8 protein-coding genes are annotated in these 13,451 nt (G+C 72.2%); 3 read left to right on the top strand and 5 right to left on the bottom strand.

Annotation, left to right across the window (positions count from 1 at the left end):
* Nucleotides 1-5 precede the first annotated feature (5 nt).
* Nucleotides 6-3,443, bottom strand: a complete 3,438-nt coding sequence (locus ABFX81_RS18055; RefSeq protein WP_086844373.1) for a UvrD-helicase domain-containing protein — start codon at nucleotides 3,441-3,443, stop codon at nucleotides 6-8.
* A 266-nt stretch (nucleotides 3,444-3,709) separates the two neighbouring features.
* Nucleotides 3,710-4,132, bottom strand: a complete 423-nt coding sequence (locus tag ABFX81_RS18050) for an MGMT family protein (protein ID WP_086844371.1) — start codon at nucleotides 4,130-4,132, stop codon at nucleotides 3,710-3,712.
* 186 nt (nucleotides 4,133-4,318) lie between these two features.
* Here ABFX81_RS18050 and ABFX81_RS18045 point away from each other — a divergent pair, with 186 nt between their 5' ends.
* The 3 genes from ABFX81_RS18045 (at nucleotide 4,319) to ABFX81_RS18035 (ending at nucleotide 10,359) form a co-directional block, all read left to right on the top strand.
* Nucleotides 4,319-7,105: a lysylphosphatidylglycerol synthase domain-containing protein gene (locus ABFX81_RS18045; RefSeq protein WP_086844368.1), complete on the top strand. Its 2,787-nt coding sequence runs from the start codon at nucleotides 4,319-4,321 to the stop codon at nucleotides 7,103-7,105.
* A 102-nt stretch (nucleotides 7,106-7,207) separates the two neighbouring features.
* Entirely contained in the window at nucleotides 7,208-8,755 is a 1,548-nt protein-coding gene (locus ABFX81_RS18040) for an alpha/beta fold hydrolase (RefSeq protein ID WP_086844366.1), read from the top strand.
* A gap of 134 nt (nucleotides 8,756-8,889) precedes the next feature.
* Entirely contained in the window at nucleotides 8,890-10,359 is a 1,470-nt protein-coding gene (locus tag ABFX81_RS18035; RefSeq protein ID WP_086844364.1) for an alpha/beta fold hydrolase, read from the top strand.
* A 92-nt stretch (nucleotides 10,360-10,451) separates the two neighbouring features.
* Here ABFX81_RS18035 and moeZ read toward each other — a convergent pair whose 3' ends face one another.
* The 3 genes from moeZ to ABFX81_RS18020 all read right to left on the bottom strand — a co-directional run bounded on the left by moeZ (nucleotide 10,452) and on the right by ABFX81_RS18020 (nucleotide 13,390).
* On the bottom strand, nucleotides 10,452-11,630 hold the full coding sequence (gene moeZ, locus ABFX81_RS18030) for an adenylyltransferase/sulfurtransferase MoeZ (RefSeq protein ID WP_086844363.1): 1,179 nt from the start codon (nucleotides 11,628-11,630) through the stop codon (nucleotides 10,452-10,454).
* Between the two features lie 63 nt (nucleotides 11,631-11,693).
* Nucleotides 11,694-12,443 carry a spherulation-specific family 4 protein gene (locus ABFX81_RS18025; RefSeq protein ID WP_086844361.1) on the bottom strand — a complete coding sequence of 250 codons (750 nt, stop codon included), beginning with the start codon at nucleotides 12,441-12,443 and terminating at the stop codon, nucleotides 11,694-11,696.
* Nucleotides 12,431-13,390 (bottom strand): NAD-dependent epimerase/dehydratase family protein, encoded by a 960-nt coding sequence (locus tag ABFX81_RS18020; protein WP_086844359.1) that lies wholly within the window; start codon nucleotides 13,388-13,390, stop codon nucleotides 12,431-12,433. The genes ABFX81_RS18025 and ABFX81_RS18020 overlap by 13 nt, the downstream gene beginning before the upstream one ends.
* Nucleotides 13,391-13,451: the final 61 nt, after the last annotated feature.

The raw sequence follows: 13,451 nt of genomic DNA, 5'->3' as shown, positions 1-13,451 counted from the left end.
ATAAGTCACTCGACGACATGGCGGCCCTCCTGCCGCGCGCTGCACGAGGCCCGGAACGCGCAGTGCGTGCAGTGCTGGCCGGCGGTCGGGGTGAACCGTTCGTCGAGGACCTTGCCGGCCGCGGTGGCCAGCAGGTCGCCGACCCACTCCCCCTCCAGCGGCTCCTGGGCCTGCACTTTGGGCAGGGTCTCGCCGCCGTCTCGCCGGGCGGCGCCCTGGCGCAGATGGACGAGTTCGGCGCCGCCCGGCTCGGGTCGCACACCGTCGAAGACGTCGTCGACGGCGCCCTCGCGGACCGCCAGTTGGTAGACCGCGAGCTGCGGGTGGCGCTCCACCTCCTTGCCGGTGGGCGCCTGTTTGCCGGTCTTGAAGTCGACGACGTAGGCACGGCCCTCGCCGTCGGCCTCCACGCGGTCCATCTGCCCGCGGATGCGCACCTGGTAGTCGCCGGCTTCGAGGGTGACGTCGAAGTCGTGCTCGCTGGTCACCGGGGTACGCCCGGTGCGGTCCATGACGTGCCACTTCAGGAACCGTTCGAGCGCCACGCGCGCGTTGTCCTTCTCCTGGTCCGACTTCCACGGCGCGTCGAAGGCGAGGGCGTTCCACACGGAGTCGAGCCGTTCCATGAGCACGGAGAGGTCGGCCGGGGTGTGCCCGGAGGCGACCTCGTCGGCGAGGACGTGCACCACGTTGCCGAAGCCCTGGGCGGCGGTCGCGGGCGCGTCGGCCTTCACCTCGCGGCCCAGGAACCATTGCAGGGCGCAGGTGTTGGCGAGCTGGTCGAGGGCGCTGCCGGAGAGCACGACGGGCTGGTCGCGGTCGCGCAGCGGCACCTTGGACTCGGTCGGCTCGAACATGCCCCACCAGCGGTAGGGGTGTGCGGACGGCACCAAGGGGCGGCCGTCCTCGTCGGCGAGGGCGGCGAGCCGGGCGAGGCGGCGGGCGGCGGCCTCCCGGAGGGCGTCGGAGACGCGCGGGTCGACCGTGGTGGCGCGCAGTTCGGCGACGAGTGCCGCCACGGAGAGCGGGCGGCGCGGGCGTCCCGTGACGTCCTTGGGTTCGACGCCGAGTTCGGTCAGGAAGCGGGAGGGCTGGTCGCCGTCGTCCGCCGGGGCCTTGACGGCGGTCACGACGAGGCGTTCACGCGCGCGCGTGGCGGCCACGTAGAACAGGCGGCGCTCCTCGGCGAGCAGCGCGCCGGGGGTGAGGGGTTCGGCGAGTCCGTCGCGGCCGATGCGGTCGGCCTCCAGCAGGGAGCCGCGGCGGCGCAGATCCGGCCACAGGCCCTCCTGGACGCCCGCGACCACCACGAGGCGCCATTCCAGGCCCTTGGAGCGGTGCGCGGTCATCAGGCGGACGGCGTCGGGGCGTACGGCACGGCGCGTGAGGGTGTCGGCGGCGATGTCCTCGGCCTCGATCTCCTCCAGGAAGTTGAGGGCGCCCCGGCCGCCGGTGCGCTCCTCGGCACGGGCCGCGGTCGCGAACAGCGCGCAGACGGCGTCCAGATCGCGGTCCGCGTTGCGCCCGGCCGCGCCGCCCCGGCGGGCCGCCCGCTCCAGCCGCGTGGGCCACGGCGTGCCCTCCCACAGGTCCCACAGCGCCTCCTCGGCCGTGCCGCCGCCCGCCAGCCGCTCACGGGCCTTGCGCAGCAGCGCGCCGAGGCGCTGGGCACCACGCGCGTACGTGGGGTCGTGCACGGCGAGGCGCTCCGGCTCGGCGAGTGCCTGGGCGAGCAACACGTCGGAGGGCGGCGGCAGCGGGTTGCCCGCGGCCCGCTCCTCGTCGCGCAGGGCCCGGCCGAGGCGGCGCAGGTCGGCGGCGTCCATGCTCGCGAGCGGGGAGGTGAGGAGGGTGAGGGCGGTCTCGGTGTCGAGCCAGGAGGTGTCCGGCCGCGCTGAGGGGGCGTCCTCGACGGAGGCGTCCGGTTGCGCGGAAGAGGCGTCCTCAAAGGAGGTGCCCGGCTGCGCCGAAAGGGCGTCCTCAAAGGAGGCGCCCCAGGTGCCCCTCTCGGAGTACTGAGGCCCGGCATGTGCCGTCCCAGAAGTCCCCGCCTCTGCCGTGGCCACCGCCCGCAGCGCTGTCAGCAGCGGTGCCACCGCCGGTTCATGGCGCAAGGGCACGTCGTCGCCGTCGACGTCCACGGGCACGCCGGCCGCCGTGAGGGCGCGGCGGACCGTCGGGACGGTGCGGGAGCCGGCGCGGACCAGGACGGCCATCTCGCTCCAGGGGACGCCGTCTTCGAGGTGGGCCCTGCGGAGGATGTCGGCGATGTTGTCCAGCTCCGTCCCGGGCGTCGGGTACGTGTACGCCTCGACGCGGCCGCCGTCCCGTACGGGGGCGAGTGCACGGTGGGCGCGCACCTTCTCGGCGGGCAGGCGGGTCAGCGGCATGCGCTGCGTCAGCAGCCGGGTGGCGGCCAGCAGGGCGGCACCGGAGCGGCGGGACGTGCGCAGCACCGCGACGGGGGCCGGGCGGCCGTCCGCGCGCGGGAAGGCGTGCGGGAAGTCGAGGATGCCGTTCACATCCGCCCCGCGGAACGCGTAGATCGACTGGTCGGGGTCCCCGAAGGCGACGAGGGTGCGGCCGCCGCCGGCCAGCGCGTGCAGGAGTCGTACCTGAGCGGGATCGGTGTCCTGGTACTCGTCGACGTAGACGGCGTCGTACCGGGCGGCGAGCCACGCGGCGACCTCGGGCCGGCGGGCGAGGAGCACCGCACGGTGGACGAGTTCGGCGTAGTCGATCACCCCCTGGAGGTCGAGCACGTCGAGGTACTCGGCGAGGAAGGCCGCGGCGGCCCGCCAGTCGGGGCGTCCCGTGCGGCGAGCGAAGGCGTCCAGCGCGTCCGGGCCGAGACCCAGTTCACGGGTGCGGGCGAGGACCGCGCGGACCTCGTCGGCGAAACCACGCGTGGTCAGGCAGGCGCGGAGTTCGTCCGGCCACCGCACGTGCGCGAGGCCCAGCCGCTCCAGGTCCACCTGGCCGGCGAGCAGTTCCCGGACCGAGACGTCCTGCTCGGGGCCGGAGAGCAGCCGCAGCGGCTCCACGAACAGGTCGCTGTCCTGGTGGGCGCGGACCAGGGCGTAGCAGAACGAGTGGAAGGTGGTCGCCTGGGGAGCGCGGGCCGCGCCGCACCGCACGGCCATGCGGTCGCGCAGTTCCACCGCCGCCCTGCGGCTGAAGGTGAGCACCAGGACGCGCTCGGGATCGTGGCCCCGGGCGATGCGCTCGGCCACGGACTCGACCAGCGTGGTGGTCTTGCCGGTGCCCGGTCCTGCGAGAACGAGCAGCGGGCCGGTGGTGTGGTCAACCACGGAGCGCTGTGAGGCGTCCAAAAGAGGGGGGTCCACCCGGGCAGGAGGGGTACGTACCAATCGGTAAGCGCCACGGCTCCCCCGGCGCACGCGGGGGTGCGACAGGCCGCTGATGGAGGAAGAGGAGCTCACGTGGTTCGCCGGTCCTGGTGGAAGTGCTGGTTGGCGGGCCACCGCGCGTGGCGGGCGGTGACCGCGGGGTGACGGGGACGCGTGCAGCTGACGCTACGCCGACGGATGAGGCGGAAGCAGGGCTTCCTCTTCTTCCCGCCGGTCACTCGTGGCGCTCATGGCACTCATGTCCCTCATCTCACGAACGTACGTCATACCGACCGCGTGCCCACGTTCCCCCGTACGGATCACGGGTCACACGGGAGGGCGTCCGATGGCGGAAGCTGTCAGGTGTGACCCACCGCGCGTTCGCCGCCGTCCCAGCGCGCCCGTCTCATGTCGAGGCGCGGCAGGTGGCCCTCGGTGGCCCGGCTGGCCTCCTTCAGGGGCGTGCCCTCCGCGCGGTAGTGGCCGAGCGCCCGCTGCTCGTGCCCCGGCAGCAGGACACCGTCCGCGCGGACGACGCGCCACCACGGAACGGCCCCGCCGTAGAGGGCCATCACGCGGCCGACCTGCCGCGGACCGCCCTCCTCCAGCCACTCGGCGACGTCCCCGTATGTCATGACACGGCCCGGCGGGATCAGTTCCGCGACGTCCAGGACCCGCTCGGCGTACGCGGGCAGCGCTTCCCCGGGCTCCTCACGGGTGCTGTCGTACCCCGCGCGGGCGCCCCGCGCGCCGGCGTCCTCCGGAAGGCTCTCCTCGCTCATCCGCCCCATCCTGCCGCACCCCACCGACAACGGGGCGGGTGTAGTGCGGAGCGTTCCCCTCGCCCGGCGGGAGCGCGTCGGGCAGACTGTCCGCCCCCGCATGTGCACCCTGATGCCCCCGTGTGTCGGTGCGCCATGCCACCATCGTGCGGGCGGTGACCGGTGATACGAGACCAAGAAGAGACGATGAAGCAGCAGGGTGCGCACCCCGAGAACACGGAGGGCACCTCCGACGCTTCGTCGCGCCCGGGCACTCCGGACGACGGCCACGAGCCGGCCGGTGAGAAGGCCGGGACGGCCGCCGAGAAGGCTCCTACGGCAGCCGGGAAGTCCGGGAAGAAGGCCCCGACGGCAGCCGAGGACGAGGACACCGTGCACATCGACGAGGTGGAGGGCGACGAACCGCTGCTCCCCGCGCGCGTGCACCGCCCGTCCGATCTGATGCGGCTCCTGGTGGGCGTGCTCGCCGTCGCGCTGCTGATCGGGATCGCCGCGTTCGCGCACGGCACCACGTCAGGCCTCGAGCAGGACATCAACAAGGGCACGGGCCAGGCACCCGACCTGCTCATCAAGATCGCGGGGCTGGCCTCCAGCATCGCGATCCTGCTGGTGCCGGTCGCCTTCGCCATCGAGCGGCTGATCAAACGGGACGGGCTCAGGATCGCCGACGGCGTGCTCGCGGCCGTCCTCGCGCACGGTGTGACCCTCGCCACCGACCTGTGGGTCGCCCGCGCCGCCCCCGGCTCGATCCAGGAGGCGCTCACCCAGCCCTCCCCCGGCGACATCCACGCGCTGACCGACCCCGTGCACGGCTATCTGGCGCCGGTCATCGCGTACATGACGGCCGTCGGCATGTCACGCAGGCCCAGATGGCGCACGGTGCTGTGGGTCGTACTGCTCCTCGACGCCTTCTCGATGCTCGTCACCGGGTACACGACACCGTTCTCCATCATCCTCACGGTGCTGATCGGCTGGACCGTGGCCTACGGCACGCTCTACGCGGTCGGCTCGCCCAACGTCCGGCCCACCGGGCAGACCCTGATGGCGGGCCTGCGGACCGTCGGCTTCCGACCCGTCAGCGCGTCGCGCGAGGACATCCCGGACCACAACCCGGACACCGGGGACCGCGGGCGGCGCTACTTCGTCACGCTCGAGGACGGCCCGCCGCTGGACGTGACGGTGGTCGACCGGGAGCAGCAGGCCCAGGGCTTCTTCTACCGCGCCTGGCGCAACCTGACCCTGCGCGGCTTCGCCACCCGCAGCAGCCTCCAGTCGCTGCGCCAGGCCCTGGAGCAGGAGGCGCTGCTGGCGTACGCGGCGATCGCGGCCGGCGCCAACGCGCCCAAGCTGATCGCCACCTCCGAGCTGGGTCCCGACGCGGTGATGCTCGTCTACGAGCACAGCGGCGGCCGCACCCTGGACTCGCTGCCGGACGAGGAGATCACCGACGACCTGCTGAGCGACACATGGCACCAGGTGAAGGCCCTTCAGTCCCGGCGCATCGCGCACCGCAGGCTGGTCGGTGACGCGATCCTGGTGGATCGTTCCGGCACGGTGATCCTCACCGACCTGCGCGTCGGCGAGATCGCGGCCGGCGACCTGCTGCTGCGCATGGACACGTCCCAACTGCTGGTGACCCTCGGACTCCGGGTGGGCGCGGAGCGGGCGGTCGCCTCGGCGGTGGAGGTGCTCGGCCCCGACGCGGTGGCGGATTGTCTGCCGATGCTCCAGCCCATCGCGCTCAGCCGCTCCACGCGCGCGACGCTGCGCAGGCTGGCCCGGGAGCGGGCGCAGCGCGAGCGCGAGGCGGTCCTGGAGGCATCCCGCCAGGCCAAGCTGGCGCGCCTGGAGGACACCTCGGACGAGGACGTTCCGGTCCTGGAGAAACCCGACAAGAAAGCCGTACGGGCGGAACAGCGGGCCGAGAAGCGGGCCATCGACGAGGCCCTGGAGGAGGCGCGCGAGGAGGACCTGCTCACCCAGATCCGGCACGAGGTGCTGCGCATCAGGCCGCAGGCACCGGTCGAGCCGGCCCGGCTGGAGCGGGTGCGGCCGCGCACGCTGATCAGTTTCATGGCCGGCGCGATCGGCGCGTACTTCCTGCTGACGCAGCTCACGCACATCGAGTTCGGGCCGCTCATCGCGAACGCCGAGTGGGGCTGGGTCGCCGCGGCCGTGCTGTTCTCGATGGGCAGCTACGTCGCGGCGGCGATGGCCCTGCTGGGGTTCGTGCCCGAGCGGGTGCCGTTCGTGCGGACCGTGGCGGCGCAGGTCGCCGGGTCGTTCGTGAAGATCGTCGCCCCGGCGGCCGTGGGCGGTGTCGCCCTCAACACGCGCTTCCTCCAGCGCGCGGGAGTGCGGCCGGGGCTCGCGGTGGCGAGCGTCGGAGCGTCGCAGCTCTTCGGGCTCGGTTGTCACATCCTGATGCTGCTGTCCTTCGGCTATCTGACCGGCACCGAGAAGACGCCGTCGCTGTCGCCGTCCCGGACGGTCATCGCCGGTCTGCTGACGGTGGCGGTGCTCGTCCTCGTGGTGACCTCGGTGCCGTTCCTGCGGAAGTTCGTCGTCACGCGCGTGAGGTCGCTTTTCGCCGGTGTCGTGCCGCGCATGCTGGACGTGCTCCAGCGGCCGCAGAAGCTGGTCACCGGCATCGGCGGCATGCTGCTGCTGACCGCCTGCTTCGTGATGTGCCTGGACGCGTCGATCCGCGCGTTCGGCGACGAGTCCACGTCGATCAGCCTCGCCAGCGTCGCCGTGGTCTTCCTCGCGGGCAACGCCCTGGGGTCCGCGGCGCCGACCCCGGGCGGTGTGGGCGCGGTCGAGGCGACCCTGACGGTCGGTCTGATCGCCGTCGGTCTGCCGAAGGAGGTCGCGGCGCCGGCGGTCCTGCTGTTCCGCCTGCTGACGCTGTGGCTGCCCGTGCTGCCGGGCTGGCTGGCCTTCAACCACCTCACGCGCAAGCAAGCCCTCTGACCGGGCCAGCCCAGAAGCAGGCCCTCCAGCACCACCAGCCCCCCTTACCTCGTACGGCACGCGTCCCGCGCGGACGGCCCCCCGCCGCCGCAGGATGGAACCATGCCAACGCTCCTCGGGCTGCGCGCCGCCGCCCTGACCGTCACCGCCGTGCTGGTGTCCACCGTGCTGGCCGGCTGCGGTGACGACGACACGCAGGACGAGGACCTGACGCGGCAGGAGCTGAGCTGGGAGGACTGCCCGACGCCGTCCGATGCCCAGGGAGGAGGCGCCGCGCCCTCACCGCTGCCGGACGGCGGCGAGTGGCAGTGCGCCACCATGAAGGCCCCGCTCGACTGGGACGACCCCAAGGGCGACACGATCGGCCTCGAACTGATCCGGGCCAGGAGCAGCGGCGACGGGGGCGCGCGCATCGGCTCGCTGATCTTCAACTTCGGCGGCCCCGGCGGCTCGGGCGTCACCTCGCTGCCGTCCTTCGCGGAGGACTACGAGACTCTGCGCACCCGCTACGACCTGGTCAGCTTCGACCCCCGGGGAGTCGGCCGCAGCGCCCCCGTGATCTGCCAGAACGACCAGCAGCTCGACGCGTACTTCCAGCAGGACGCCACGCCCGACGACGCCGCCGAGCGCACGGAACTCCTGGAGAACACCAAGGGCTTCAACGACGACTGCGAGCAGAACTCCGAGAAGATCCTGCCGCACGTGCGCACCACCGACGCGGCCCGCGACCTGGACCTGATGCGCCAGGTCCTGGGCGACGGGAAACTGCACTACTTCGGCATCTCCTACGGCACCGAACTCGGCGGCGTCTACGCCCACCTGTTCCCCGAGCGGGTCGGCCGCGCCGTGTTCGACGCCGTCGTCGATCCCACGCAGAACGCCGAACAGGGCTCGCTCGGGCAGACCAAGGGCTTCCAGCTCGCGCTGGACAACTTCGCGGAGGACTGCTTGTCGAAGGCCGAGGAGTGCCCCATCGGCGACAGCGCGCAGGACGTGAAGGACCGTATCGCCGGACTGCTGAAGGACCTCGACCGCACTCCGATCCCGGGTGTCTTCCCGCGCGAGCTGACCCAGACCGCGGCGACCAGCGGCATCCTTCAGGCGCTGTACTCGCAGGAGTTCTGGGAGTACCTCACCCAGGGCCTGCAAGAGGCCTACGGCGGCGACGGCAGCATCCTGATGCTGCTGTCCGACTCGATGAACGGGCGCAAGGAGAACGGCGAGTACAGCAACATCGCCGCCGCCAACGCCGCCATCAACTGCGCGGACGACAAACCCCGCTACGACACCGCCTTCGTGGAGCGGAAACTGCCCGAATTCCAAGCGGCCTCCTCCCTGTTCGGCGACTACATGGCCTGGGGCATGATCACCTGCACCGACTGGGCCGTGCCGGGCGCCGCCGACCACCCGGTCGTGAGCGCGCCGGATTCGGCGCCGATCCTGGTCGTCGGCAACACCGGCGACCCGGCCACCCCGTACGAGGGCGCGCGCAAGATGGTGGAGGCGCTGGGCAACGGCGTCGGGATCGAGCTGACGTACCGGGGGCAGGGACACGGCGCGTACGACAGCAAGAACAAGTGCGTGCAGGACGCGGTGAACGGCTATCTGCTGGACGGAAAGGTGCCGCGGACGGGGACCGTCTGCACTTGAGGTCACCCCCGGCTCGACAAACGCACAGGTCAGAAGGTTATCCACAGGCTGCAACGGCCGACGCGGGATCTGCCTACCATGGCCTGACCGCCATCCGCGGCACGTGCGGACGGCCTGCGAGGGGGGATGGGTACATGACGCGTTTCGCACGGTGGACCGCTCTGGCGGCCGCCTCGGCACTGCTTCTCGCGGGGTGCAGCGGCGGCTCGTCGGACGACGGCAAGGGCGGGCTCTCCTGGGACCGCTGCAAGGCCACCGCCGACGGCCCCGCGCCGAGCAGCGACTGGCAGTGCGCGACGCTGAAGGTGCCGCTGGACTGGTCCGAGCCGGACGGCGAGACCGTCGGGCTGGCGCTGATCCGCGCCAAGGCCCGAGGTGACGACCGCGTCGGCTCGCTCCTGTTCAACTTCGGAGGCCCCGGCGCCTCGGGCGTGTCCATGATGCCGTCCTACGCCCCGACCGTCTCCCGACTGCGTGAGCGGTACGACCTGGTGAGCTGGGACCCGCGCGGCGTCGGTGCCAGCGAGGGCGTGCGCTGCCGCGGCGACAAGGAGATCCAGGCGGCCGAGTCGGTGGACGTCACGCCGGACACACCGGCCGAGGAGAAGGCGTACTTCAAGGACGCCGCCGACTTCGGCAAGGGCTGCCAGAAGGACGCCGGGAAGCTGATGGCACACGTGTCGACCGCCGACTCGGCCCGCGACATGGACCGCATCCGGGAGGTCCTCGGCGACAAGAAGATGCACTACTTCGGCATCTCCTACGGGACCGAATTGGGCGGCACGTATGCGCACCTGTTCCCGAAGAAGGTGGGACGGATGACCCTGGACGCGGTCGTCGACCCCGGCGCCGACGCGGTGGGGCACGCCAAGAACCAGGCCAGGGGCTTCCAGCGCGCGCTGAACGGCTACCTCGAGTCCACGGGCCAGGACCCGGCGGAGGGCTCGCGGAAGATCGCGAACCTGCTGCGGCGGGTCGACGCCCGGCCCCTGCCGGCGGGCACACCCGGGCGGAAGCTGACGCAGGCGCTCGCGGCCACCGGCATCCTCCTGCCCCTGTACAGCAAGGACAGCTGGCCCACGCTGACCAGCGCCCTCGACGCGGCCGAGCGGGGAGACGGCTCGGAGCTGCTGGCCCTCGCCGACGGCTACAACGAGCGCGACCCGTCGGGGCGTTACGGCACGACGACCCACGCCCAACGGGTCATATCGTGCCTGGACGACCGGCAGCGGCTGACCGCGGCGACCACCAAGAAGCTGCTGCCGGAGTTCGAGAAGATCTCCCCCGTCTTTGGGACGTTCCTCGGCTGGGACACGGCCGGCTGGTGCCACGACTGGCCGGTGCCCGGGCAGCGCGACACCCCGGAGGTGAGCGCCCCCGGCGCGGCACCGGTCCTGGTCGTCGGCAACACCGGCGACCCGGCCACCCCGTACGAGGGTGCCCGGCGGATGGCCGACGAACTGGGCAAGGGCGTCGGAGTGATGCTCACCTGGCGGGGCGAGGGCCATGGCGCGTACGGCAGTGGCAGCGACTGTGTCGACTCCACGGTGGACGCGTACCTGCTGGACGGGACGGTGCCGAAGGACGGCAAGGTCTGCTCATGACGACGGCGGGGGCTCCGGGCACCCGTGGTGCGCGAAGCCCCCGCCGCTCGCGAAGGAAGAGCGGACACGGCTCGGTAGGCCGGCCCGTCCGGTCAGTACACCGGCTTGTCCGGCTCGATCTGGTTGACCCAGCCGATCACGCCGCCGCCGACGTGGACCGCGTCCGAGAAGCCCGCGGACTTCAGGACCGCGAGGACTTCCGCACTGCGGACACCCGTCTTGCAATGCAGGACGATCTTCTTGTCCTGCGGGAGGCTCTCCAGGGCGGTGCCCATGAGGAACTCGTTCTTCGGGATCAGCCGGGCGCCCGGAATGGAGACGATCTCGTACTCGTTCGGCTCGCGGACGTCGATGATGTCGATGCCCTCGCCGTCGTCGATCCACTCCTTGAGCTGCTTGGGAGTGATCGTGGAGTCGGCGGCCGCCGCCTGGGCCTCCTCGGAGACGACGCCGCAGAAGGCCTCGTAGTCGATGAGCTCGGTGACGGTCGGGTTCTCGCCGCAGACCGCGCAGTCCGGGTCCTTGCGGACCTTGACCTGGCGGTACTGCATCTCCAGGGCGTCGTAGATCATGAGCCGGCCGACCAGCGGCTCACCGATGCCGGCGAGCAGCTTGATGGCCTCGTTGACCTGGATGGAGCCGATGGACGCGCACAGCACGCCCAGGACGCCGCCCTCGGCGCAGGAGGGGACCATGCCGGGGGGCGGGGGCTCCGGGTACAGGCAGCGGTAGCAGGGACCGTGCTCGGACCAGAAGACGGAGGCCTGGCCGTCGAAGCGGTAGATCGAGCCCCATACGTAGGGCTTGTTCAGCAGCACGCAGGCGTCGTTGACCAGGTAGCGGGTCGCGAAGTTGTCCGTGCCGTCGACGATCAGGTCGTACTGGCTGAAGATCTCCATCACGTTGTCGGCCTCGAGCCGCTCCTCGTGAAGGATCACGTTCACGTACGGGTTGATGCCCTTGACGCTGTCGCGGGCGGACTCCGCCTTGGGGCGGCCGATGTCGGCCTGGCTGTGGATGATCTGACGCTGCAGGTTCGACTCGTCGACCTCGTCGAACTCCACGATGCCGAGGGTACCGACGCCTGCGGCGGCCAGGTACATCAGCGCCGGCGAGCCCAGGCCGCCGGCGCCCACACACAGCACCTTGGCGTTCTTCAGCCGCTTCTGCCCGTCCATCCCGACGTCGGGGATGATCAGGTGGCGGGAGTACCTGCGGACCTCGTCTACGGTGAGCTCGGAAGCCGGCTCGACCAGGGGTGGCAGCGACACGGGGACTCCGTTGGTCGGTCAATCACTACGGTTGTTCTCCCCGTAACAGTGCCATGCGCTTTTTCATTCCGAGACACCTGTTCCGACCAGCGAGACGATTTCGTCCCAGTAGCCGGGCATGGCCTCCCAGGGGTCGGTGCGGCCGCCCTGGTCCGTGCGGTCGGTGAACCAGATCGTCGCGGCGCCCTGCCGGCGGGCGATGCGCAGTGCCTCCCCCAGATGCGGGCGGGGCACTCCGTGGACGAAGTGGCAGAAGCGCTCGGGCGGATGGTCGGCGGTCCACTCGGCCACCTGCGACCAGCGGTAGTCGCTCCACGGGCCGGAGAAGGTGACCAACTGATCGGCGAGCTGGGCGTAGCCGGGGTGCGGGTGGATGCCGTGGCCGAGGACGATGTGGGCATCGTCACGGATCACGCGGAGCGTGGCGACCGTGCGGCGCACCTCGGGCAACCCGCCGTGATCCGCCGGGCAGCGGTCCAGGAGGAAGCCGTCGACCTGGTACCAGTCGACGAACCGGTGAGCTTCGGAGACCAGCTCCCCGAAGTTCCGGGTGCCGTACCGGGTGTCGAGGTGGCCGAGGACGCGCATGCCCGCGTTGCGCAGGCGGCCGGCCGCCTCCAGGCAGTGCGGGTCGGGGCGGGCGCCGGGGCCGTCGGCCACGTTGAGGACCACCCAGTGCAGCGGGGTGCCGGGGCGGGCGAGTTCGCCCCACTCGGTGGGGGCGAGAAGGGGGTGCGCGTAGCCGGGGACCCCGACGCCGGGGCGGAGTTCCGTGCCGGAGGTGCGTGGTCGTGTCCTGGTCAGATGCGGCATGCCGCCTCCATCCAGATGTCGGCGAGGGACTCCTCCAGGCCGATCCGGGGACGCCAGCCGAGCCGGTCGCGGGCGGTGCGCACATCGGCCTGCTGCCAGCTTCCGCAGCCGTCCGGGTACGGGTACGCGACCGTGGGCGCGTGGTCCGGGTCGGGTCGGGGGTGGCCGATGGCCGTGCGCAGGGCGCCGGGAGGGCCGTCGAGTTCGTGGAGGGCGCCGCCGTATCCGGCCACGCGGGCGAGGACAGCGGCGGCGTCGCGCAGGCGTACGGCGCGGCCGGAGCCGATGTTGATGACGCCCTGCGCGGCGGAGAGCGAGGCGGCGTGGACGGCACGGGCCACGTCCCGGACGTCGACGAAGTCGCGCTGCGCGCCGAGGCCGCCGAGTTTCAGCTCGCCGTCGCCGGACTGCATGGCGCGGCGCATGGCCTCGGCGAGCCGGCCCAGCGGGGAGCCGGCGGGGGTTCCGGGTCCGGCGGGTGAGAAGACGCGCAGGACAACGGCGTCCAGGCCGGAGCCGAGGACCAGTTCGGTGGCGGCGAGTTTGCTGACGCCGTACGGGCCGCCGGGCCGGGGGACGGCGTCCTCGGCCGTGGAGGAGCCGGGCTGGCTGGGACCGTACTCGGCGCTGCACCCGATCTGCACCAGCCGGGCACCGCAGCCGCTGCGGCGCAGGGCCTCGCAGACGGTGGCCACGGCGACGGTGTTGTGGCGGGTGAGCTCGCGGGCACCGCCCCTGGTCGCGCCGGCGCAGTTGACGACGACGCCCGGGTGGACCGCGTCGAGGAAGCGGGTGAGGGCGCCGGGGCTGCCGGACGCGAGGTCGAAGCGGACGTCGGCGTCGTCACCGCGGCCGAGGGCGGTGAGCTGCACGGCCGGGTCGGCGAGCAGGCGGTCGGCGACGAAGCGCCCGATGTAGCCGTTGGCTCCGATCAGCAGGACTCTCATCGCGCGGCTCCCGGGGCGGCAGGGGCTGCTGGGCGGGTGGTCATGCGGGTTCTCCTTGAGG

It is taken from the genome of Streptomyces coeruleofuscus (assembly GCF_039532725.1).
In the GTDB taxonomy this organism is placed as follows: Bacteria; Actinomycetota; Actinomycetes; order Streptomycetales; family Streptomycetaceae; genus Streptomyces; species Streptomyces coeruleofuscus.
This window is presented reverse-complemented; position numbering and strand designations above follow the sequence as displayed.